Here is a 20,368-nt window from a genome sequence, read left to right as displayed (position 1 = left end):
CTCCCTTTTCTTCCAGCCAGGAGACTGTTTCAGATCTGTGAATGCAGTCGTAGCCGCGACGGGAAGAATGACCTGCGTCCCCTTCGCGCGCGACTGCTATTTCGCCTGAAACACCGTGTACGGCAGGCCGAAGGTTTCGGCGACGGCCCGGTTCGTGACTTTGCCCGCGTGCATGTTGACGGCTTCCACGAGCCCGGGGGCCTTGGCACAGGCTCCCATCAATCCAAGGTTGGCGAGGTCGAGGACGTAGGGAAACGTGACGTTGCAGAGCGCATAGGTACTTGTCCGGCCGACCGCCCCGGGCATGTTGGCGACGCAGTAGTGCACGATGCCATCGACCTTGTAGGTCGGATGCGAATGAGTCGTGGCGTGGCTCGTCTCCATGCAGCCCCCCTGGTCGATGGCGACGTCGATCATCACCGCTCCCGGTTTCATGAGCTTCAAGTCCTCGCGGGTGACGAGGCGCGGAGCCCGGGCGCCGGGGATCAGCACAGCGCCGATCACGAGATCGGCCAGTTTCAGCTCTTCGCGAATATTGTGGCGGTCGCTGAAGACGGTGTTCACGTTCGGCGGCATGATGTCGTCGAGATACCGCAGGCGCTCCATGTTGACGTCGGCGATGACAACGTCGGCCTGGAACCCGGCCGCGATCCGGGCCGCGTTCTTGCCGACGACACCGCCGCCCAGGATGAGGATATGCGCGGGAGGGACGCCGGGGACGCCGCCGAGGAGAATTCCTCGACCTTCCTGCGGGCGCTCGAGGTATTTCGCACCCTGCTGGATGCTCATGCGACCGGCCACTTCGCTCATCGGCGTGAGCAGCGGCAGGTCTCCCGCCCGCCCACGGAGAGTTTCGTAAGCCAGGGCCGTACAGCCGGTGGCGAGCGTGTTCTTTGTCAGCTTCTCGTCGGCGGCAAAGTGCATGTAGGTGAAGAGCATCTGCCCGGACCGGAGGAGAGCCCATTCGGGCTCAAGCGGCTCTTTCACCTTGACGACGAGATCGGCCTTCGCGAAGACGTCAGCAGCCGTGGGAACGATGGTCGCGCCCACTTCGGCGTATTCGGTATCGGCGATGCCGGAGCCGACGCCCGCCCCTTCCTGCACCAGAACGGTGTGCCCGGCTCGAGTGAGTTCCTCGGCCCCAGAGGGAATCATCGCGACGCGGTACTCGTCCGTTTTGATCTCTTTGGGCAGGCCGACAATCATCGCAGCAGGCTCCTCGGTGGACTCGATTCAGCGGTGTTGAGTTGCACCCGGATTGTTTCCGGCAGGACGGGATGCGGCAATGGCGATCCGCACGGCCAGAGCTTTCGGCGGACTTCGCCAGCGGCTTCAGCCCGTGGCCCGGCAATCCCTGCAGCGTCCCGATGGGCTGCTCGAGAGCTCGAAGAGAGGGACATGCAGACAGGGCCCGGGAACACCTGTGAGCATCTGGCGGAGCCAATAGACCGGAGCGAAAGCGGCCGACAGGACGAGATGCGTCCGCCACGTCGCCTCGTCAGAGACGTCGCACAGCCAGAGACAGTCGACGCCGTACGCGTGGCTGCGTCGTACTGCACTGGAATGAACGAACGCAAATACGATGACGTAGGCGGCGACAAACAAGGCCGCCACACTGTTTCGAAGCCGTTGCGATCGTGAATCGGCACTGACCATCAATCAGACTTGCGGGCAAAATTCGCTGAGCGTTTGAAACCAGCGCCAGCGGCCAGGATGGCGATCGCGGGCATGATGGGGGCCCGCATGCGGGCGTCGGTCCAGTAGACGAGGTGGACGAGTACGAAGGCGACGATCAGGAGGAGGCTGAGTTCGACGGCGCAGCCCCCAGTCCGGATAGCATTCCACACTCCGAGGGTGAGGGCCACCCAGAGTGCGCTGTACCAGACGGCCGAGAACAGGCTGAGGGCTCGGCCAGCCGCGCTGGCGGACTCAGCATGCGGGCGGACGGCCCAGAACGACAGAAACCTGCGGATGCAGGCCTCGAGAAATGTGCCCGGCCGGGCGCGAATCGTTTCCCACGCCCGGTCCTTCATCCACTGGTCGGTCGCGATTTCCCCCTCGACACCCGCTTCGCGCATCTGGTCGGCGAGATGTGCGACCCACGCCTGCTGCCCCGGACCGTGGGAGCCATCCCAGACCGTACCAAGCGGCTGGCGGACGACTTCGTCGTAGTAGGCGTCGTTATTACCCAGCAGGAGCGTATAGCCGCCGTGGGTCGTGGTCAGGATCGGTCGGCCCATCACCTTCCCGTTGCGGATGACCCAGGGAGCAACGATCGCAACCGTGAGGAGGCCGCCGAGGACCCAGTCGCGCGTCCGCGGCTCGTGTTTCCCGGGATCGCGCGTCCCGCGAATCACCTGCCAGAGCCCGAAGGCCACAACGCACGCGGTGAAAGCCCAGTAAGTTGGACGGGTCATCACGCAGACGCCAAACGCCACCGCGCCCATTGCACAGTAGACGGTCCGGCGGTGGACGGAGGCCGACTTGCAGGCGGCGGCGGCGGCGGCGAGCAGCAATGCACTGCCGGCCGCGGCGAGCGTCTCTGTCATCGGGAGCGTCGAGTAGTAGACGAGCAGCGGATCAACGGCGACGACCAGCGCGGCGAACAGCTTCCTTCCCGGGGACAGGGTGCTTAGTCCAGCGAGCCAATACACGGCCAGGACCATGCCGGCGGCGATGCCGCAGTGAAGCGCCGCGCGGCCAAAGGGCGAGTCGCTGACGGGAACCAGGAGCAGCGGGTAGAGGGGGGGGCGGAACGCGGTGGGGATCGTGGTTCCGGGAGAAGAGAGTCCCCTGCCCTCACGGATTCCGGTCGCCATTGCGAGATAGACGTCGCGATCGTCGGACAGGTTTGCCGGAAAGGCAAGGCAGGCCGCGACACGGGCGACGATCGCCACGAGCACAATGAGCAACAGGCCGCCGGATTGTCGCGAAGGGGCGTTCATGACGAGGTCCCGAACAGTCAAGGCCGGCGGGATCGGGCGCGGGTGGCCGGTTTCCTGGCCGGAGGCGGCTCGGCGGGAACCCCGCCCTCCGACGGTTTCGCCTGGACCTTCGTCTGTCCCGAGGGCCTGTTCGCCGATGGCGCTCCCGCCATCAGGGCCCGCAGCGTCCGCAGGTTAACGGCATCCATCTCTTCGCCGTCACGTTGTTCCTTCTTCGTTTCGAGGTACATCGGCAGGCGTGCGAAGCGCTCGTCATTCAGCAGCAGGCGGAAGGGTTCCAGGCCGAGGCAGCCTTCGCCGATGTGGTCGTGTCGGTCGACCCGGCTTCCAAGGGGCTTCTTGCTGTCGTTGACGTGAAAGGCCCGAACACGATCGAGGCCGACCAGGTCATCCAGTTGCCGGAACGTCGCGTTGAACTCGTCCGGTGTACCGATCGGATAGCCGGCGGCGAAGATGTGGCAGGTGTCGATGCAGACGCCGAGTCGTTCGGGCTGCTCGACGTTGTCGATGATGAAGGCGAGGTGCTCGAAGCGGCAGCCGAGGCACGATCCCTGCCCGGCCGTCGCTTCCAGCCAGAGCTCTGCACGGGCTTCTGGAGTGCGACGGTGCGTTTCATCGATGCCCAGAACAATGCGGGCCAGCGCCTCTTCCTCCGTCGCCCCCACGGCAGCACCAGGGTGCATGACGATCCCATCGAGGCCGAAGGCTTCGGCCCGTTCGACTTCATCGACGAGGGCGTCCACCGATTTCTGCCAGAGCGTCTGATCCGCGCTGCCGACGTTGATGAGATAGCTGTTGTGGGCGCAGGGATGCTGGAGGCCCGTGCGGTCGAGCGCCTCGCGGAAGAGGCGAATGTCGTGCTCGACCAGTGGTTTGCCGCGCCACTGGTTGTTGTTCTTGGTCCCAGACACACCAGATTGGACGCCTGTTCCGACTCCTGGGGCTATCGGGGTCAGTCCCCATTGCGAGGGGGACTTTGTGAACACCTGAACCGTGTCCATCCCCAGACGTGCAGCGGCTTCCACGGCTTTGTGGAGACCGCCCGCAATCGACATGTGAGCACCGAGAAGAGGCATCAACCAACCTGAAGGAGTGAAAGCATGCAACTGCTTGAAACGGTATCCGCGGAGTCCCCCTCCACCAAGTCACCATCCCAATGTGATGTCCTATTGCTGATGCGTGGTCAGCACCACGATCAGCCGCAGAAGTCAAAGGTGCCGATCCTCCGGCTCGCCAAGGCGGGAGTGACGATGCAGGTCCGGCAAGTTCCCGAAGACCCCGCCGCGTATCTGGAGAAGTTCCAACCCCGCATCCTTTTGATTGGGATGCTGTGCCTCAAACCCGAAGTCGTTCGGGACCTTGCCCAGCGATATCCGCAGACGCACTTTGTCGCCGTCAATCACAGCGCCCTGTCTCACTGCATCCTCGCGGAGGGACTGCTGCAGAAGCACCTCGACTTTGTCCAGCTCTCCAAGGACTTGTCCAACTGCTGGTTGGCTTCACCGGACCCGCGGAACTTTCCGGCCGCTCACGGTCATCCCCGGATCGTGTGTCTCCCGAACACATGCATGCACCTCAGACCGGCGCCCCCTGTCCGCCCCATACCGGAGGTGATGTCTGCGGCGATCATCTGCCGCAGGGATGCCATCAAGAATATCCCCGATCAGATTTCGGCCCTCGCCATCGCCAACCGGGTCCGTCCGTTCCGGTTGCTGCTTGGAGTGGGAGGGACACCAGCCCAGGTCAAGACGTTGCTGGACCTCGCGGCAAGCATGGACCTCGACGCGGAACCGATCGGTATCCAACCGTGGAAGGATTACATCCGCACGCTGGAGACCCGCGTCGACATCCTGCTGCACGCCAGCTTCACGGAGACGTTCTGCTTCAACGCATGGGAAGCGGCCGGGAGAGGCGTGCCTGTTGTGTGCAGTCCCGCTGTCCAATGGGCCCCGCAGGAATGGTGTGCCAACCCCAGTGACCCGCGAGATATCGCGAGGACGACGCTGTTCCTCGCCCACCAACTGACGATACGGGGTCGGTCACTGCGGGAGAGGTGCCGTAAGGTCGCGCAGGAGATCGGGGACAAGAATGATGCCCTCTACGTCCAGACCCTGTTGAGGATCATGGCTACGGGGTAGCCATCGTCCATTGCAGATGGGATGTTTGTCATCGACTGCCGGAGATGATCGCGGGATCATCCCCAAGGTAATCACGACATTTAGCGTACGGGTAAGGCGGAGTAGCTACCGCCCGACACGATCCCTCCCGAATACTGTGGTCCGTCCAATCGCCATAGTGTTCGGGAGGGGGTCTCCCGAAGATTGGACATCATGGACGTTCTCGAAGCGGACTATGGAACTCCTCCACGGAGGAGTCAGGAATATCAGACGCCGGGTAAACCGAGCGACTTCCTCCATCATCTTCCCGCCCTGCTATCGCTCACCGCAGTCCTGCGGATTGTCCTCTACGTGCGCGTCTCCGGTCGGAATCAAGCCCGCGGAGACAACCTCGAACATCGCCTGCAGTACCTCCGCAACAGGCTGCGGGGTCTGAACGTCGAAAACATCGCCGAGTTTACTGAGGTAGGGTCCGGGTGGAAGAACGAACGCCCTCAGCTTGCCAATGCGATCACATTTGCTCGGGAACATGGTGCCGTTGTCGTCGCCGCGTCAATGGACCGATTCGTTCGCCACGCGGACTACAACAGTGACCGGGATGAAAACTTCCTCCCTGCCGTCGCGGACTTCCAGCAGCTGTTGAGAGAAGCCGGTTCGGTTCGCCTCGCGACGTGCATGCACCCTGACGCCACTCCTGCGGAAATCGCCAAAGAACAGACGAAGTGGAATCCGAACACTGGTCGGCCCAAGAAGCGAAAAGCCGGTGCCCTACGTGATCGCCACAAGGGCCGACTCGTCTACGACCAGCTTCGCTGGATGTGCATTCTCCAGATCCCACTGCGTCGAAAAGCCGCCATTCTCAGGGTCCCGGTTAGCACCGTTCAGAGGTGGCAGGATTTGACACTCGAAGAGTGGTACGAATTCACCCATTGAAGGGGTGTACCATTTTTTGCCGGAGGCTCGTCCGCCGATTGCCCATTGGTGAGGTGAAACACTGGACGCCAAGGGTTGTTGTGCCCCTGTTCGTGGGGGCCGAAACCCTAGGACAGTCCTGTCCCCTTCTACGGGTCGTCTTCTCCACCTCTCCTGACCGCACTCTCTCTTCGCCCGGTCGGCCACCTCTGACCCTGTTTCGAGGTCCACCACGGGAAAATTCTTTTCCCGGAGGGTCGATGCGGTCTCCCAATTTCCTTCAGACGCCGGCGTCTGTCAAAACGGCATTCTCTCACTTCGCCGAGAATGGCCTTGTCCTGAGCTCAAAAGTTCCATGAGGGGTCAAGGAACCCCAGGAAACTCCGTGCAAGGACAAGGGCAATGATCTTGGGAGATTCTTGCAAGAATCTCCCCTCGCAAAGCTTCGCAGGTTGCAGAGCCATCGTTACAAGTCGCCCCGCGCAAACGACTCATTTCGGGTCGGTCCGCATCACAGTTTCACTAGGAGAGTGCGATGTCGAACGTGTTTGTCGAAGAGTTCGCGAAAGAGCTGTCTGAGCAGGCTTCTCTGAAGTCATTCATCCCGCGTGATGCAGGGTTCTGGGACGTCGCCTCAATCTCAGGACCAAAGGACATGCTTTACTGTGCGATCACGCTCACTGCACGCAAGGATGCGGAGACGTTTCTTGCGTCATGGGTGAACGGGACGCATCGAGCAGGTGATGCGATCTGCAACTTACCGGGAAGTGTGCTGGCCGCGTCAGTCGTGACCTGCCCCCACGGACGCTACCAACCTCTAACTTAAAGACCCGCTTGTCAAAGGATCCGCTGCAGAGGCCTGCTGGAGCGCAGCGGAAGCAGGCCTCTGCAGCGGGCGCACCTCCGGGGCCGGGGGACGATACCCCAGTGAGCTATGCGGCCTGATGGTGTTGTATTCCACACGCCACCGCTCGATCAGCACCTTCGCCTCCAGCAGGGTCTCGAACACTTCCCGATCGAGCAGCTCGTCACGCAGCTTCCCGTTGAACGACTCCACATAGCCGTTCTCCCACGGACTGCCGGGCTCGATGAACAACGTCTTCACGCGAACCCTCCTCAGCCAGTCCTGAACGGCAGTGGCTGTGAACTCAGGACCGTTGTCGGAACGAATGTGCTGCGGAACGCCTCGGCAGACGAACAGGCCGCTGAGTCGCTCCAGGACGTCTTCGCTGGTCAGCTTTCTGGCCACGTCGATCGCCAGGCACTCCCTCGTGAACTCGTCGATGACGGTCAGCATCCGGACCGGCCGACCATCGTGCGTCCGGGTCTGCACGAAGTCATAGCTCCAGACGTGATCCCGGTGCGCTGGCCGCAGCCGGACGCAGGATCCGTCGTTGAAGCACAGCCGCTTCCGTTTCGGCTGACGTTTGGGAACCTTCAGGCCTTCCTGTCGCCACAGGCGTTCCACCCGCTTGTGATTGACCTTCCAGCCATCCCGCCGCAGCAGGGCCGTGACCCGGCGATAGCCGTACCGGCCGTACTGCGTCGCCAGAGCGACCATGTCCCGGATCAGGCGAGGTTCCTCATTCGGAACGTGGGCCTGGCGGCGTTGGGTGGATCTCATCTGCCCCAGCACACGACAGGCTCGACGCTCTGAGACGTGTTCGATGCCCAGCGAATTGCGGACGTACGCCACGGCCTGGCGCCGCTTCGCCGGGCTCAGAAGTTTCCCGAGGCGGCCTCCCGCAGGATGGCCTTGTCGAGCTCCGCATCGGCCAGGAGCCGCTTGAGCCGGGCGTTTTCCTTCTCGAGCTCCTTGAGCCGCTTGGCCTGATCCATCTTCAGTCCACCGTACTCCTTCTTCCAGCGGTAGTACGTCTGCTCGGTGACGCCAATCTTCTTGGCGGCGACGGCGACCGTCGCTCCCTGAGCGATCTCGACCTCGGCTTCTCGAAGCTTGGGGATGATCTGCTCAGCGCCAAATCGTTTCCTCGCCATGACCTTGCCTCCTCCCGGTGAAGGTCCACGTTCGAGGCAGAATCTACCCGAACTGTGGACTCGTTGAAGGGGGGCAGGTCAGTTGGGATGCCCGCATTTCAGTTGTACTTGAGAACGCTCCTCAAGACAGCATTCGAGAATGCGTCGTTGGACCCAGAGCCCATCGTGAGCCGAGTAGCCCAACTGTGGAAGAAAGCCGACTACGGCACATGCACAGAATTGCGTACCAACGAAATCCTCGCAATAGATCACGTGCAGGCGCAGCAGGACGAAGCATCTGCACGCGACAATGAAGCTGATGAGATGTCGTTCGAAGACCATCTCAATCTGATCTTGTCACCACCAACAGCCGAGGAACGGATGGCTTGGAAGAACTGAGTTCGGTAGGCATCAGGCCCGGAGAGCGAAAGCTGGCCTACCCCGGGTCACATTATTTGTTGTCCAAGATCAAATCCTCAGCTGCCTGAATGCCCGGTGGCAACAATTCAACGTCCCCACTCGCTGAGAGTTCGAGATGCCTAGATCTATGCAGATTGCGGAGAATCTGGCGGAAGTTGTGAGGGTTAGAGTATTCGGTCCACACCAAAAGCTCTTTCAGAGTAGACCGATTTCCATTCGAGTAGACGAGTACCAGAACCTGATCTGCCGCCTTCAGTTTCGTATTCAGCACACGCCGAACGTCGCCGCTTCCTTTCCAGACCAAAGGAATCTTCCGCTCGACGATCTGATCAACGACACGTTGTGCTTCGCCAGTAGTGAGCGTGTGAAACACTCGAATCAGTTCGGCCATGACCCAATCGACCATGCCAACGACGACAACTGAATCCATGTGATTAGGATCAACGTCGCCGCCCACATGTCCTACGCCGCGATTGTTCCGAATCTCGTAGAGGGCCACCAGAACCCTCGGAACGAGGATGCGAAAGCTTCTTGGCTCGTTAACATTGTTTTCGAGTCGTTTGCACGCGTCGGGAAAGCCGTTTGGCTTGGAGGGCTTCGCGGGGTACGTCCCCTTAGCTCGACCATCTAGAATGGTATAAACGACTTCGCAGAAACGCCCGCCGCTCAGTTCTGTTGGCAGCCACTTCCTAGCTTGAAAGTGTTCCACGATCTGCTGGTATTCATGCAGCAATGAGTTCCGGAGACCTACAGGTATGGACTTGAGTGCGTCCGCTGGAGTGACGCTCATCGCTCAATTCCGAGATACTCAAAACCCTCTGGAGTGACAAAGAACTGTTTCGATTCTTTCTGACAATACCCCTTGCTGGCATTCTGATTCAGCGTTTCCGAAGGGTTGTTGATCTTAGTCTGGTGGTGGTTCCTAAGCGCGCCCGTCACATCGGCAGTTGTCAACCGACTCGATCCTTTCAACGTCAACCAAGCGGCAGTGGCCAAGAACTTCTTGTTCTGACTCTTGGTCGCTGTGTGGTCGTTCAGGAACTTCGCAAGCGTCCCCACGACTCCGGGATTCTCCTGTGGCGTTTTGTCACCTCCATTGAATCCCGGTTTGGAGGCCGCAGGTACGTGCTTCAGTAATTCAGGGACCTTGTCGAGAACAAGCAGCAGTTGCTTGGAGACCCATTGTTCGTCTCCCTCGCCTTTGAAATCGAAGCCACCAAAGGAGAACTCAATTTTCCCAGTACCCATGAGCAGCCCTCTCGAGTCGAACGTGGTGCCAATCTAGATGATCAACCATCGTAAGACTGACGAGGACTCATGCCAACGACTTCAGCTACAAATCGCATCCGCACGATTAGCAGGGGGACGGGTGGGCTGCCCGATCCTGAGCCGGTCGAGGGAAACGCCATCCGTGTCACCTGCTTCTACTCCCCCGTTGGCCCGGCCCACCACCACGGGTTACGTGCGGTTCTAACCCCCGGGATTCGCGTAGGGCGCGACCAAACAGCCCAGGGCGGGTTCCTGTACCCGGACCAACGCCAACGCAGGACACGGTGGGCTGTGGGGTGTCCAGTTTAGGGGTCGCACAACCCACCCCCGTAAACCCCACGTTTCCCGGGGTCTGTGGGGTCCGGAAGCGGTGTACGGGTTAGGGGACCTTGGGGAGCCAGGGCCAACGGGCGTTTGGACAATGGGCAGCGATGCGCCGTTGCATCGAACCAAACCACCACACCGAGACCAAACCCGATGGCTACCACCAAGACCGCACCGAAGAAGACCCCTGCCCCTGCCAAGCAAGATGCCCCCGCCAAGAAGACGCCGGGGGTGATCGCCAGCATCGAGGAGTTCCTTTCGAAGGCTACGAAGGAGAAGCCCATCACCAAGGAGGGCATTGTGGAACGCCTCGCCAAACGGTTCCCGGACAGGGAGGTGACGGCGCTTACCCGGACCACGCAGTGTCAGGTGCCGGGACGGATGTCGAAGGAACGCGGCATCAACGTGGTGAAGACCGACGACGGCTTCTACATCAAGAAGTAGTCGACCACGCGGCGAACCAGTGACCTGCCCGAGGATGCACCTCGGGCCGTCTCTATTTACCGACTGCACCTTGCATCAAAGGAAAGACGCATGTCCAAGATCGCCGTTTACGTCCGGGTAAGCACGTTCGACCAAGAGAAGGGAATCGAGTCACAGAAGACGGTGCTACGCGAATACCTCGAAGCCCACGGCATGGGGGAAGCAAGGTGGTACACCGACAGGATGTCCGGGGCGACCACGAAGCGCCCGGAGTTCGAAAAGCTACAGAAGGAGGTCTTCTCCGGCCGTGTGAAGTGCATTGTCTGCTGGAAGCTCGACAGGATTTCGCGAAGCCTAAAGGACGGGATCAATGTCCTCACCGACTGGATCGAAAAGGATGTCCGGGTCGTCGCCGTCGCTCAGCAGCTCGACTTCTCGGGGACTGTTGGTCAGCTGATCGCAACAGTGTTCTTTGCCCTGGCTCAGATGGAACGGGAGAACCTCCGGGAGAACACCAAACGGGGCATGTACGACGCCCGGCTGCGTGGTGCACGGATCGGCAAGCGTCCGTCGTTGTTCGCCAAGGACATCGTCCCGCTGTTGGAGAAAGGAATGTCCCTGTCCGGTGCGGCTAAGCATCTCAAGAAGTCTCGACAGGCCGTCTACGACTGCCTGAAGCGCGAACAAATTGATCTCTCTATTTACACGAGCCATCAAAAATAAAGGGGCCTATTGTGGCCACCTCGTGGGATGACAACGGGGTGGAGAGATGTCGCACAAGACGAAGAGGAATTCTGATCTCAACAAGCTGCCGGTTCGGTTTGAGGCGAAGTTCTTCAGTGACCTCGACTCCCGAACCGTCCTGTCGCAGGAGATCCGCCGTCGCCGCAATGAGCTCATCGAAGCCACCGGTGCCGAGGAATCCCCCCAGCGTCGTCTACTTTGTGACCGATGCGTCTTCCTGAGCATCCGTATCGAGACGATGGAGATCAACGCAGCCAATGGGACTGAGGACTTTCAACCCGGTCCCTATGTTTGCTTGGTCAACTCGCTGGTCGGAATTTTGAAAACTCTCGGACTCGACCAGCAGGTCAAAGCGGCCGGTTCGTTGCAGGACTACCTGCGGGAGCGGTCCGCATGAACATCATTGAGTGCCTTAAGGACGCGCGACTCCTGAGATCGTTCATCGCCAACAGTGACGATGACATCAACTCGTGGCTCTGCAGTTGGGGTCCAACGCTGAGAGCACTTTATGGCTTGCCGATTCAGAGCGAGCGCTCGCAAAAGTTCATCCGCACCTATACCGGTCGTGACCCTGCCAAGCTTCCAGCGAACGGATTTGACACTGCACTGTTCCTGACCGGACGACGCTCGGGCAAGTCTCGGATCGCAAGCGTCATCGCCGCGTTCGAGGCCACTGTCGGTTTCGACAAGCGGAAGCTCAGCCCAGGTGAACGCGGAGTAGTAATCATATGTTCACCAACACGCCGTCAGAGCAAGCTGATCCGCGACTATGCTGATGCAATCTTCGAAATCCCACTCTTCGCTAAAGAGGTGGTGTCTCGTGGACGCGATTCCATCGAGCTAAAGCACAACGTCTCGATCGAGATCATGACAGGGGATTTTCGCAGTGTCCGGGGAGCAACCGGAATCTGTGTTGTCCTGGACGAGGTCTGCTTTCTAGGCGTCGAAGAAGATAGCCGCATCAAGTCCGACACCGAACTGGTTCGTGCATTGAAACCGACGCTTGCGTCGACGCATGGGCGCCTAATTGCGATCAGCTCGCCCTACGCTCAGAGGGGTTGGGCTCATTCCACATGGCAGAAGAACTACGCGAACGACAGTGGATCCACGCTAGTTCTACAAGCACCTTCGAAGGTGATGAATTCGACCCTATCGCAGTCGATCATCGACAGTGCAATGCAGGACGATCCAGACGCTGCACGTGCTGAGTATTACGCGGAATGGAGGTCGGATGTCAGCCAGTTTTTACCACGAAGCGTGATTGAGTCGCTTGTGGTGAAAGGGAAGCAGGAGTCTTTTCCAACCACTCGGGGTAAGCACATCGCATTTTGCGACATCGGCGGCGGGAGATCGGACTCGAGCGCCCTGGCGATCGCACACAAGGAAGGACGAAAAGCCATCCTTGACCTGTTGCGGGTGTGGCCGGCTCCCTGCAACCCCTTCCACAGCATCCTAGAAATGTGCCGCGAACTGCGTCGCTGGCGCATCGACTCAGTTTGCGGTGATAATTATTCCGCGGAGTTCACCGCGTCGTCGTTCAAACAGAACAACATCTGGTATCAGCGGAGCGAACTATCGAAGTCCGAGATTTACCTTGAGTTTCTCCCGAAAGCCTTATCGGGCGAGGTAGAGCTTCTGGACAGCGATCTTTTGATTTCCCAGCTGGCAAGTCTTGAGCGCCGCGTCAGGTCGGGAGGACGCGATGTCGTGGACCATCCTCCACGCTGTCATGACGACGCAAGCAACGCGGCATGCGGTGCTCTCGTCCGCGCCGTAACTGGAGTGACCCTCGGTGGATTCGAAGTAGACGACGCCCCCGCTTCGGAATGGAGCCTGACATGAGCACCATCGTACAACCTCCGCTCACACCACTTCAGGACTTCGACCGTCGTCACCATCTCGACACCGCCGTCCGGTTCGGTGGTGACCTGTACTTCGAGACGGGGGCCGTCCGGTCTGCTAACCGGCACGCCACGGCTGTCGTCCTGCGGGAACCGGAGTCGTTCACTGATATCCAGCGCCTGCAGAACCGCATCCAGCACCATTCCAAGATGGCCGAACGATCTGCGGCCGCACACACCGAAGCCCGGAAACGTGTTGCCAGCGAGTTCGTGACGGTCGTGGGCGACAAGGTGTGCCTCGAAACGTCCCGTCTGTTCCGTCAGACCCAGGACCAGTTCGAACACTGGAAGCGTCTCCACGCGGAAGCAGTTGCCGAACTTCACAACCTTCCCATCAACGTCCTGATCCGGGAACGGCAAGCCCGCCGTGGTGCGAACATCGAATCCATCCTGACCCCTGAACCTGACGGAGACGAGTGATGCACGAGTCCGTGAAACAGTTCGACATCGACAACGGTGGATTGGACGAGGCCATTCTGCACAACGGTTGGCTCTACTTCCCCACCGGGAATATCCGGTCCAACTCGAATCCGTCTCATCAGGCAATCATGTATCGCCCTCAGAAGGTTCTGGAACGGATGGGCAACCAGCTGATGTACGAACGGACGCGGACCCAGCTCGCCTACAGCAACTTCCACGACCTCAAAAGCAAGTTCATACAGCAGGCTCGCAATTCCGTCAGTACCGGAATGCCTCCGGAGACACCGGCAAGCAAAGCCTACAAGCAGCTTGAAGAGCTCAAGGAAATCTACCAAGACCGGAAGAGTCGCTACGACGAAGTGGAACGTCAGTACGAACAACTCCCCGAAGTGCGGGAACAGCGTCGGGCTGAAGCCGGGATCCATGCACAGAAACAGGAGTCTTCCGCGTACCTGATGGCTCTGCAGGCAATCCGATAGTCCCCTCACCCGTTTCTCACATCCTTTCAGGAGACTCCCGATGTCCACGTTCCAGATGATTCACAACGCCGAGCAGCCCAGGTCGAACGACTTCGTCCCGGATTACGTCCTGCAGGCGAACAACCCGAATCACGTGCATGCCGCGGTTCGGAACTTCGCTTCGTATCTCCACAACCAGACGGTCCCCGTGTCCAACGCGGGCACGCTGGAACCCCTTCCCCTCCCAGTTATGAACTTTGAACGCGAGGACGCCCCCAGCGACTCGCGGGAAACGGGGTGTGGTTGCGGTGGTCACCAGCCCACCCGCAACCATGCCATGACTCCCCTGTCCGTTCCTGTGATGGAATTCAAATGAGTCGCATTCAACGACGCACTTGGCTCGGACGGGACTACCTCGTAGCCCCCGTGGTGATGCTGACCGTCGGGGTCCATAACGGATCGGGTGGTCCTCTGTTCTATCCGCCGGAGGAGATGGAAAAGTCCGTCCCTCTCTGGAACGGACGACCAATCGTTCTGCGGCATCCTGATCAATACCCGTACTCCGCGACGACGCCCGAAGTCCTGAGCAAGCAATGGCTCGGATCGGTGTTCAACGTCGCTTTCGACGGCCGTCGCCTCACGGGTGAAGCGTGGTTCGATGAGGAGAGGGTCAAAGTCCTGGACTATCCGTTGTGGGTGCGGTTGAACCGATCAGAACCGGTTGAAGTGAGCACCGGTCTCTACACATCCAATGAGCCCGTGTCGGAAACGCTCAACGGATCGGGCTACACGCACGTTGCCCGCCAACATCGACCTGACCACTTGGCAATTCTGCCCGACCAACGCGGGGCATGTTCGCTCGCCGCCGGATGCGGGTTGCTGCGGAACTCGGAGAACCGGGAACTGGATCAGTTCGACGAGCTGTCCACGAGCTTCCCGTTCCTTAACAGCATGTATGAACCGGAGCCGGATCATGCCCAAGCGGTCGCGTAAGAAGCCACCGGTCCCACCCCCGCTGGACTTCTCGGACTTGGATATCGGTCCGAACCCGTTCGGGGAAGACGACGTGCCCTTTGAAGAACTTGCATCAGAGGCGATGCGTGCCGAACAGATGATGATGAAGCAGTTGGAGACCCTGTTCCAACCTCTCCTGCATCGCAGGTGATCCGGCAGCGGACCGGGGAGAAAAGACGACACGCGGTCCAGTGGTTGACGCGTGTCGTGGTGAAGGTAACACGTGCCTCTCCCCGGTCCGTTTCGTTGTGATCAACCCGGTGGCTACGTGACCATTTGGGTCCATAGGGAACGGCAGGTTCGGATTCATGCCCCGAACCGCAGCGTCTCCGGTCATCCCACTCTGCCGGAGACGCTGCCGCCGCCCCCTGATACAACCGTGACGACAGCAGTGGGCAAGGGGTGGGACGTGGCGAAGCGCTTCGACGTGGTGTTCATCCGCAAGAGCAGTGACAAGCAGGATGAACAGGGCCAGATCGACAATGTCCGGGCACTGCTGAAGGAGCGCGGGGTCACCGTCGACCCCGAACACTGGATGGTCGGGACCATCAAGCGCCGGAATGTCAAAAGTGATCCGGGGTTCGCCCGTCTGCTGGAGCTCGTCGAAAATGACCGTGTCGGGACGATCTACGTTGAGTCTCAGGACCGGTGGGGAACCGCAGACCGGTGTGAACTGTTCGGTTTGATCGGAACGCTGCGGTGGCACGAAACCCAGCTCATCGACCTCCGGGAGAATCGTGATCTCACTGGACGCGACATTGGGACGGAGCTCAACGTCTTCGTCGGCAGCATCAAATCCGAGAAGGAGTTGCAGGACATCTCCTACCGGTCCCTGCGAACCCGCGTGAACAACTTCAAGGACAGCGGGTCGTGGCCCACCGGTCCGCACCCCTTCGGGTATGCCAAAGCGTGCTACGGGGAGGATGGTCAACTGCGATGGGAATGGCATCCAGTCAGTCGGACTATCGGGGAACTCTACATTCCCGACACAAAGGGGAAGCTCAACCTCACTCCGGGGCAGGAGAAGATCCCCCGGAAGTCCAAGGGGCAACAAGTGAAATTGATCCCGAACCGGAACGGGGACTTCGTCGATTCTGTCCGTCTGGTCTTCGACCTCTACACCCGTGTTGGTTTGTCCCGTCGCCAGATATCAGCCCGCCTGAATGACGAAGGACGCAAGTTCTACTCACGGCCGTGGACGCACACGTTCGTCACTCAGGTGCTGACGAACCCCGCGTACATCGGGGAAACACACTTCGGGAAGATGCAATCCGGAGAACTGCACACGTTCGACGGAGACGGTTTGGTGGTGCAGTTGAAGACCTCCAAGAAGAAGGTCGTCAAGAAACGGGATGAGTCGGACCGCATCGTCCGCAAGGACACGCACGAACCACTCATCGACCGGAAGACCTGGGACATGGCCAAACGGAAGTTTGAGTCAGAGCAGGAGCGGACCAGCTTCGCACCGCGGAACCCCGCATACTTCCTGAAACAAATCTTCGTCTGCGGCCATTGCGGAAAGGGAATGACCGGCCGCACCGAGACTCATCCGCAGACCAAGGAGAAGACGGTCATCTACGTCTGCACTTCGTACATCGCGGGTCGGTGTAACGGGAACAAAGTCGACTGCGGTTACCACCGGATCACGCACGCGGACGCGGAGAAACTGTTGTTGTCCAAGTTGGAAGAGATGGGGACCCGGTTGGACACCACTGCGAGTGACAAAGCCCGGGACAACCTCGAGCGTCGGTTAGCCAACCTTGGTCATCACGACGAAGAGACGATGCAGAACTGGGAGAAGTGGATCAAGGAAGGTGTCGATGCATTCGCCGGTTACCTGAATGAGATCGGTCAGCACAACGAGTACCCGGATCTGAAGAAGATGCGGAAGATGGCCTTCGAGTTCTACACCAGCGAACCGGAAGAACGGTCCTCCAAGGTGCAGAAGCTCCGCACGATGATCGAAGCCGCGGAGAAACGGAGTGTCGAACTGGCACGTCAGAAGGTCGACGCCTTGATGAAACAGCTCACCACGTTGACGCTCAAGTGGGCAGAGACCACCGACGTGACCGCGGCGATCATGAAGCAGAAGATGGATCAGATTGAGAAGGACATTGAGACATGGAAGTCGCGGATGATCCCTTTGGCCACTCGTCTGGAGTCCCTCTACCGCGCTGAGCAGGAACGTCAGGAGCAACTGGACCAACTCCAAACCGAACTTCCGCAACTGGATGCCCGGGAACGTGGAGAAGCGTTTCGACGGGTGTTCCGGCAGGTCGTCCTGTACTGGGACCGGAAGTTCCACCCTGCCACGGAGGGACCTCGTAAGACCGAACGCACAGGACGAAACAGTTACACCCTACAACCCCAACGATTCGAGTGGTCTCTTGCACCGTCCAATTTGGTTAGTTCTTGGTGAAGATCTGGACGGTGTCCATTCCGAGTGCCGCGGCAGCGTCGACGGCTTTGTAGTAGCCGCCGGCGATGGACATGTGGGCGCCGAGAAGTGGCATAGTGACGTGGAAACGGGTCTGGACGTGAAGAAGGCCGGAACTCTCACGATAGGGATGTCGCGCCGTGATGTCGCGGTCACGAGAGAATCCCCAGGGCGAGTCACTTTTTCACAATAGGTCGTCTGTTGTCACTGCAAGTCATTTTGCGGCAACGACGAACTGGTCCATCTTGAAAAAAGTGACCAGCCTTGCGCGCAACTCTCAGGCACGGGCAGGGATCGGGAACACTGCGGAGGTGTTTGACACCGAGGGGAGCAAGGAGGGCGCGTTGTGTGGGTGGTCCTGTACTCCTCGCCCTCTTTTCCTGCGAAAGTTCAGTGGAAGGATCGGGAGAGCGTGGGTGGTGCGGACAGGGAGCCGGCCGGGCCGGGGTGTGTGACGACGGGTTGGTGGTGGTTGTGTTCATGGGATCCTCCACTATGACGGGGGCGGTTGCGCGGGGGGGGGTCGGTACTCGGTACTCGGAAGTCGGAAGTCGGAAGTCGGAAGTGCGTTGGCGGGTGGGGATTGGGGCCGGACGCGTCACTTTTTCACAGTCGGTCGTCTTTCGTCACCGCAGGTCATTTTGCTGCAACGACGCACGCCAACGACGAATTGGTCCATCTTGAGAAAGTGACCAGCCCTGAGAGAATCGCCCGGCGAAATCGGGAGGCCGTCTCACGCGAAGCGTCGCGAGTGACGGGCGTGGAGCAGCGGGCTCGCAGAAATGGCCCGGGAGAAGGTGTCTCCGAGGGGCCAGGAGAGAACAGAAGCCAACGAAGGGAAGGGACGGGGGGGGCGAGCATGGGCTCGGGACCGTTTGCCGGGGCATCCTTCGCTCCGGTCAGTCGCGCCCCGGGCCGCCCGGCCGCCTTGCTTCGGGAGTCCGCAAAAGCGGTTCAGCCTGAAGTGAGGAGTTTGAACTCGAGGTCGTTACTGCCCGGCTTGACCTCGACCTTCAACTCCGACTGCTTGTTATACCGGGTGGGAACCACTTCTTTTTTGCCGGTCCCCTTGATCAGCTTGCCTGAGTCGTCGTAGTTCGGCGCGACAAAGGTCGTAATTCTCACCGTGTTGGGACCGACGATAGCTCCGGCCTCGGAACCGCTGTAATTCAGTTCGTAATGCCCGGTGTCATCGGTCATCGCCTGTGAATTCCGACCGCCCCCCTCGTGACGAAAGTAGACGAAGGCCTCCGGCAGGGGGCGTCCATCGAGAGTGACGAGCCCTGCCACCCGTCCGATTTCGGGCCCGGACCTTCCACATCCCGCGAAGGCGACGACGAGGATCAGCAGGGACGCTGGCAGACGGCGGCCAGCGTTCAGGACGAACGGGAGAATTGCGGGAAGCGGCATTGCATCGTCTCTCGATCAGGCGCGTCTCACAGGCACAGGCGACCATCTCGACGAATCCAAACGCTGGCCACCCGGACCGGATGCCAGCGTTTTCCGTTCACCAGGCCATTGCCATGGATTCTGTGCAGTCGATTGAACGGTTCTCGAATCGCAATCGTCCGTTCATTTCCTGCGGAACCCGGAAGACCAGAACTGAAGCGGCTCTAGAACTGACCGACGGGCTGGCCATCGGAGATGGCGATGAGCCGCTCGTAGACGCTGTCCAGGGTCGGGAGTTCGATGAGGTCGGTGCTCGGTTCGTGATCGATGCTTTCGGCAATAAACCTCACGGAGCCGTCGCCGAACGTGAAGTGCGCGCCACCGACGTGGGTGCTGCTGAAGCCGCGGGAGCAATCGGCCGTATGCGAGCAATTGAGCGGGAATCGGCCGGCGCCCATCGTGTAGACGAGTCCCTGCTGGTTGGCCCGTTCTGAGTCGCCGTTCATCATGTAAATCACGCCCGCGCCGGCGGTGAAGGCTCCAGTGCGGCCGCCGAGCGTGTAGGCACGCTCTCCGATGAGGAAGGTGTTGCTGGTGCCATCTGTCAGTTCGGCGATGCGCCGCGGCGCAACCTTGATCGATGATCCGAACATGCCATTCCATGGGCGGCCGGTCGCGGTTGCGGGATTGGCGCCGTGGGTCCGCTGGAGGTCGTAGCTGTCGTTCGTCCCGACGTAATTCGACGTCGCAATCTGGACGCAGCCGGTGGTGCAGTTGGCATTTCCGCTGCCGCCGTTTCCAACCTGTCGGAAGGCATTGAGAGCCGGACCAGGATCGGAGGGGCAGCGAAAGACGGAGAGCGGTTGCTGCAGGATGCTCAGAATCGCGGGATCTGCAGCGGCCTGAAATGAGAGCAAACGCCCAATGTCGGCTCGGTCGTAGATCGCCTTCTGCTCGATGTATGGCAAGACCGCCGCGCCCCAGCTCCACATTCCGTTTTTGCCTTCGGTCCCCCAGACGAGCCCGAGGATGCCGGCGTCGTAGTCACGAGGGCAGCCGATCGGAAACGTCCCGAAGACGTCGAGGTAGTTGTGCATGGCCAGCCCGAACTGCTTCAGGTTGTTCTTGCACTGGGTCCGCCGGGCGGCTTCGCGGGCCTGCTGCACTGCGGGAAGCAGCAGGGCAATCAGGATCGCAATGATCGCGATCACCACCAGGAGTTCGATCAGCGTAAAGGCACGAGTTTTCCTTGTGCAGCATCGGGCCATGCGCTCACTCCTGAAAAGAAACCAGGGAGAACCTGATACGCCACGCCAACCGCATCGCCGCCGGCCGAGCAGGGCGGCTCAACCACAAGGCGCACCCTCGCACCTGTGTCACCACCCGGGTCGGACACATACATTCATCGCCGACCCACAGAATTTACCGGGCGAATTCTTCAAAAATTCAGGGTCGTTCCCTCCAGGTTCACGGACGATCGGACCACCGGGGCCCGCTGGGTCGCGCCTGGGCAGAGTCGCGACTGGATCGTGTCCCGGTCGTGGACGGAAGACGATTGGCCTCAGCCGATCGAGACGCCAGCTGTTTCGACCGCTTCGGAGACCGGCGATTCTGCGGA

At 60.2% G+C, this 20,368-nt stretch carries 22 protein-coding genes; 14 read left to right on the top strand and 8 right to left on the bottom strand.

Translation table 11 applies throughout. The features are described 5' to 3' along the window. Positions 1 to 96: 96 nt before the first annotated feature. From ald to Pan44_RS12290, 3 genes are all read right to left on the bottom strand, one after another. A complete protein-coding gene (gene ald, locus Pan44_RS12300) occupies positions 97 to 1,206 on the bottom strand; it encodes an alanine dehydrogenase (RefSeq protein WP_145030339.1) in 1,110 nt (369 codons plus the stop codon). A 449-nt stretch (positions 1,207 to 1,655) separates the two neighbouring features. Further along, positions 1,656 to 2,945 (bottom strand): hypothetical protein, encoded by a 1,290-nt coding sequence (locus Pan44_RS12295; protein WP_145030338.1) that lies wholly within the window; start codon positions 2,943 to 2,945, stop codon positions 1,656 to 1,658. Positions 2,946 to 2,962: 17 nt separating this feature from the next. Then, complete coding sequence (locus tag Pan44_RS12290) at positions 2,963 to 4,000, bottom strand: deoxyribonuclease IV (RefSeq protein ID WP_231754336.1); 1,038 nt, start codon at positions 3,998 to 4,000, stop codon at positions 2,963 to 2,965. A gap of 45 nt (positions 4,001 to 4,045) precedes the next feature. Between Pan44_RS12290 and Pan44_RS12285 the strand changes: the two genes are divergently transcribed. The 3 genes from Pan44_RS12285 to Pan44_RS12275 all read left to right on the top strand — a co-directional run bounded on the left by Pan44_RS12285 (position 4,046) and on the right by Pan44_RS12275 (position 6,800). Then, positions 4,046 to 5,083, top strand: a complete 1,038-nt coding sequence (locus Pan44_RS12285) for a glycosyltransferase (protein ID WP_145030336.1) — start codon at positions 4,046 to 4,048, stop codon at positions 5,081 to 5,083. A gap of 192 nt (positions 5,084 to 5,275) precedes the next feature. Beyond that, positions 5,276 to 5,995, top strand: coding sequence for a recombinase family protein (locus Pan44_RS12280; protein WP_145030335.1), 720 nt, complete (start codon positions 5,276 to 5,278; stop codon positions 5,993 to 5,995). A 514-nt stretch (positions 5,996 to 6,509) separates the two neighbouring features. After that, positions 6,510 to 6,800 (top strand): hypothetical protein, encoded by a 291-nt coding sequence (locus Pan44_RS12275; protein ID WP_145030334.1) that lies wholly within the window; start codon positions 6,510 to 6,512, stop codon positions 6,798 to 6,800. On the opposite strand, the gene Pan44_RS12270 is transcribed toward Pan44_RS12275, so the two are convergent. Next, a protein-coding gene (locus Pan44_RS12270; protein ID WP_145030206.1) for an IS3 family transposase occupies positions 6,792 to 7,972 on the bottom strand; the annotation gives its coding sequence in 2 pieces (ribosomal slippage) (positions 6,792 to 7,708 and positions 7,708 to 7,972; 1,182 coding nt in all). The genes Pan44_RS12275 and Pan44_RS12270 overlap by 9 nt on opposite strands. A gap of 87 nt (positions 7,973 to 8,059) precedes the next feature. Between Pan44_RS12270 and Pan44_RS12265 the strand changes: the two genes are divergently transcribed. Next, the gene (locus Pan44_RS12265; protein WP_231754306.1) at positions 8,060 to 8,350 is read left to right on the top strand and encodes a hypothetical protein; all 291 of its coding nucleotides are present in this window, start codon (positions 8,060 to 8,062) and stop codon (positions 8,348 to 8,350) included. A gap of 52 nt (positions 8,351 to 8,402) precedes the next feature. Here the strand turns inward: Pan44_RS12265 and Pan44_RS12260 are convergent, their stop codons facing one another. Further along, positions 8,403 to 9,161, bottom strand: coding sequence for a hypothetical protein (locus Pan44_RS12260; protein ID WP_145030332.1), 759 nt, complete (start codon positions 9,159 to 9,161; stop codon positions 8,403 to 8,405). Continuing rightward, positions 9,158 to 9,619: a hypothetical protein gene (locus Pan44_RS12255; protein ID WP_145030331.1), complete on the bottom strand. Its 462-nt coding sequence runs from the start codon at positions 9,617 to 9,619 to the stop codon at positions 9,158 to 9,160. Before Pan44_RS12255 ends, Pan44_RS12260 begins: the two co-directional genes overlap by 4 nt. A gap of 498 nt (positions 9,620 to 10,117) precedes the next feature. On the opposite strand from Pan44_RS12255, the gene Pan44_RS12250 reads away from it, so the two are divergent. The 10 genes from Pan44_RS12250 (at position 10,118) to Pan44_RS12205 (ending at position 17,343) form a co-directional block, all read left to right on the top strand. Beyond that, positions 10,118 to 10,408 (top strand): hypothetical protein, encoded by a 291-nt coding sequence (locus tag Pan44_RS12250; protein WP_145030330.1) that lies wholly within the window; start codon positions 10,118 to 10,120, stop codon positions 10,406 to 10,408. A gap of 90 nt (positions 10,409 to 10,498) precedes the next feature. Next, the gene (locus Pan44_RS12245; RefSeq protein ID WP_145026491.1) at positions 10,499 to 11,110 is read left to right on the top strand and encodes a recombinase family protein; all 612 of its coding nucleotides are present in this window, start codon (positions 10,499 to 10,501) and stop codon (positions 11,108 to 11,110) included. Positions 11,111 to 11,156: 46 nt separating this feature from the next. Beyond that, positions 11,157 to 11,528: a hypothetical protein gene (locus tag Pan44_RS12240; RefSeq protein WP_145030329.1), complete on the top strand. Its 372-nt coding sequence runs from the start codon at positions 11,157 to 11,159 to the stop codon at positions 11,526 to 11,528. Then, positions 11,525 to 12,973, top strand: a complete 1,449-nt coding sequence (locus Pan44_RS12235; RefSeq protein WP_145030328.1) for a hypothetical protein — start codon at positions 11,525 to 11,527, stop codon at positions 12,971 to 12,973. Before Pan44_RS12240 ends, Pan44_RS12235 begins: the two co-directional genes overlap by 4 nt. Beyond that, on the top strand, positions 12,970 to 13,452 hold the full coding sequence (locus Pan44_RS12230; protein WP_145030327.1) for a hypothetical protein: 483 nt from the start codon (positions 12,970 to 12,972) through the stop codon (positions 13,450 to 13,452). The genes Pan44_RS12235 and Pan44_RS12230 overlap by 4 nt, the downstream gene beginning before the upstream one ends. After that, positions 13,452 to 13,931 (top strand): hypothetical protein, encoded by a 480-nt coding sequence (locus tag Pan44_RS12225; protein ID WP_145030326.1) that lies wholly within the window; start codon positions 13,452 to 13,454, stop codon positions 13,929 to 13,931. Before Pan44_RS12230 ends, Pan44_RS12225 begins: the two co-directional genes overlap by 1 nt. A gap of 40 nt (positions 13,932 to 13,971) precedes the next feature. Next, positions 13,972 to 14,286, top strand: coding sequence for a hypothetical protein (locus Pan44_RS12220; RefSeq protein ID WP_145030325.1), 315 nt, complete (start codon positions 13,972 to 13,974; stop codon positions 14,284 to 14,286). Beyond that, positions 14,283 to 14,903, top strand: a complete 621-nt coding sequence (locus Pan44_RS12215) for a DUF2213 domain-containing protein (protein ID WP_145030324.1) — start codon at positions 14,283 to 14,285, stop codon at positions 14,901 to 14,903. Before Pan44_RS12220 ends, Pan44_RS12215 begins: the two co-directional genes overlap by 4 nt. Next, positions 14,884 to 15,075, top strand: coding sequence for a hypothetical protein (locus tag Pan44_RS12210; RefSeq protein WP_145030323.1), 192 nt, complete (start codon positions 14,884 to 14,886; stop codon positions 15,073 to 15,075). Before Pan44_RS12215 ends, Pan44_RS12210 begins: the two co-directional genes overlap by 20 nt. A 228-nt stretch (positions 15,076 to 15,303) precedes the next feature. Continuing rightward, on the top strand, positions 15,304 to 17,343 hold the full coding sequence (locus Pan44_RS12205; protein WP_197454041.1) for a recombinase family protein: 2,040 nt from the start codon (positions 15,304 to 15,306) through the stop codon (positions 17,341 to 17,343). 972 nt (positions 17,344 to 18,315) lie between these two features. Here the strand turns inward: Pan44_RS12205 and Pan44_RS12195 are convergent. Further along, on the bottom strand, positions 18,316 to 18,771 hold the full coding sequence (locus Pan44_RS12195) for a carboxypeptidase-like regulatory domain-containing protein (RefSeq protein WP_145030321.1): 456 nt from the start codon (positions 18,769 to 18,771) through the stop codon (positions 18,316 to 18,318). Between the two features lie 203 nt (positions 18,772 to 18,974). Beyond that, a complete protein-coding gene (locus Pan44_RS12190; RefSeq protein WP_145030320.1) occupies positions 18,975 to 20,018 on the bottom strand; it encodes a DUF1559 domain-containing protein in 1,044 nt (347 codons plus the stop codon). Positions 20,019 to 20,368 lie beyond the last annotated feature (350 nt).

The organism is Caulifigura coniformis, from assembly GCF_007745175.1.
GTDB classification, from domain to species: domain Bacteria; phylum Planctomycetota; class Planctomycetia; order Planctomycetales; family Planctomycetaceae; genus Caulifigura; species Caulifigura coniformis.
This window is presented reverse-complemented; position numbering and strand designations above follow the sequence as displayed.

Coding starts and splice junctions, on each gene's coding strand:
- Pan44_RS12295 (WP_145030338.1), bottom strand. CDS start 2,945: ATGAACGCCCCTTCGCGACAATCCGGCGGCCTGTTGCTCATTGTGCTC.
- Pan44_RS12250 (WP_145030330.1), top strand. CDS start 10,118: ATGGCTACCACCAAGACCGCACCGAAGAAGACCCCTGCCCCTGCCAAG.
- Pan44_RS12275 (WP_145030334.1), top strand. CDS start 6,510: ATGTCGAACGTGTTTGTCGAAGAGTTCGCGAAAGAGCTGTCTGAGCAG.
- Pan44_RS12230 (WP_145030327.1), top strand. CDS start 12,970: ATGAGCACCATCGTACAACCTCCGCTCACACCACTTCAGGACTTCGAC.
- Pan44_RS12225 (WP_145030326.1), top strand. CDS start 13,452: ATGCACGAGTCCGTGAAACAGTTCGACATCGACAACGGTGGATTGGAC.
- Pan44_RS12215 (WP_145030324.1), top strand. CDS start 14,283: ATGAGTCGCATTCAACGACGCACTTGGCTCGGACGGGACTACCTCGTA.
- Pan44_RS12285 (WP_145030336.1), top strand. CDS start 4,046: ATGCAACTGCTTGAAACGGTATCCGCGGAGTCCCCCTCCACCAAGTCA.
- Pan44_RS12255 (WP_145030331.1), bottom strand. CDS start 9,619: ATGGGTACTGGGAAAATTGAGTTCTCCTTTGGTGGCTTCGATTTCAAA.
- Pan44_RS12290 (WP_231754336.1), bottom strand. CDS start 4,000: ATGTCGATTGCGGGCGGTCTCCACAAAGCCGTGGAAGCCGCTGCACGT.
- Pan44_RS12240 (WP_145030329.1), top strand. CDS start 11,157: ATGTCGCACAAGACGAAGAGGAATTCTGATCTCAACAAGCTGCCGGTT.
- Pan44_RS12235 (WP_145030328.1), top strand. CDS start 11,525: ATGAACATCATTGAGTGCCTTAAGGACGCGCGACTCCTGAGATCGTTC.
- Pan44_RS12260 (WP_145030332.1), bottom strand. CDS start 9,161: ATGAGCGTCACTCCAGCGGACGCACTCAAGTCCATACCTGTAGGTCTC.
- ald (WP_145030339.1), bottom strand. CDS start 1,206: ATGATTGTCGGCCTGCCCAAAGAGATCAAAACGGACGAGTACCGCGTC.
- Pan44_RS12195 (WP_145030321.1), bottom strand. CDS start 18,771: ATGCCGCTTCCCGCAATTCTCCCGTTCGTCCTGAACGCTGGCCGCCGT.
- Pan44_RS12190 (WP_145030320.1), bottom strand. CDS start 20,018: ATGGCCCGATGCTGCACAAGGAAAACTCGTGCCTTTACGCTGATCGAA.
- Pan44_RS12220 (WP_145030325.1), top strand. CDS start 13,972: ATGTCCACGTTCCAGATGATTCACAACGCCGAGCAGCCCAGGTCGAAC.
- Pan44_RS12245 (WP_145026491.1), top strand. CDS start 10,499: ATGTCCAAGATCGCCGTTTACGTCCGGGTAAGCACGTTCGACCAAGAG.
- Pan44_RS12265 (WP_231754306.1), top strand. CDS start 8,060: ATGCCCGCATTTCAGTTGTACTTGAGAACGCTCCTCAAGACAGCATTC.
- Pan44_RS12280 (WP_145030335.1), top strand. CDS start 5,276: ATGGACGTTCTCGAAGCGGACTATGGAACTCCTCCACGGAGGAGTCAG.
- Pan44_RS12210 (WP_145030323.1), top strand. CDS start 14,884: ATGCCCAAGCGGTCGCGTAAGAAGCCACCGGTCCCACCCCCGCTGGAC.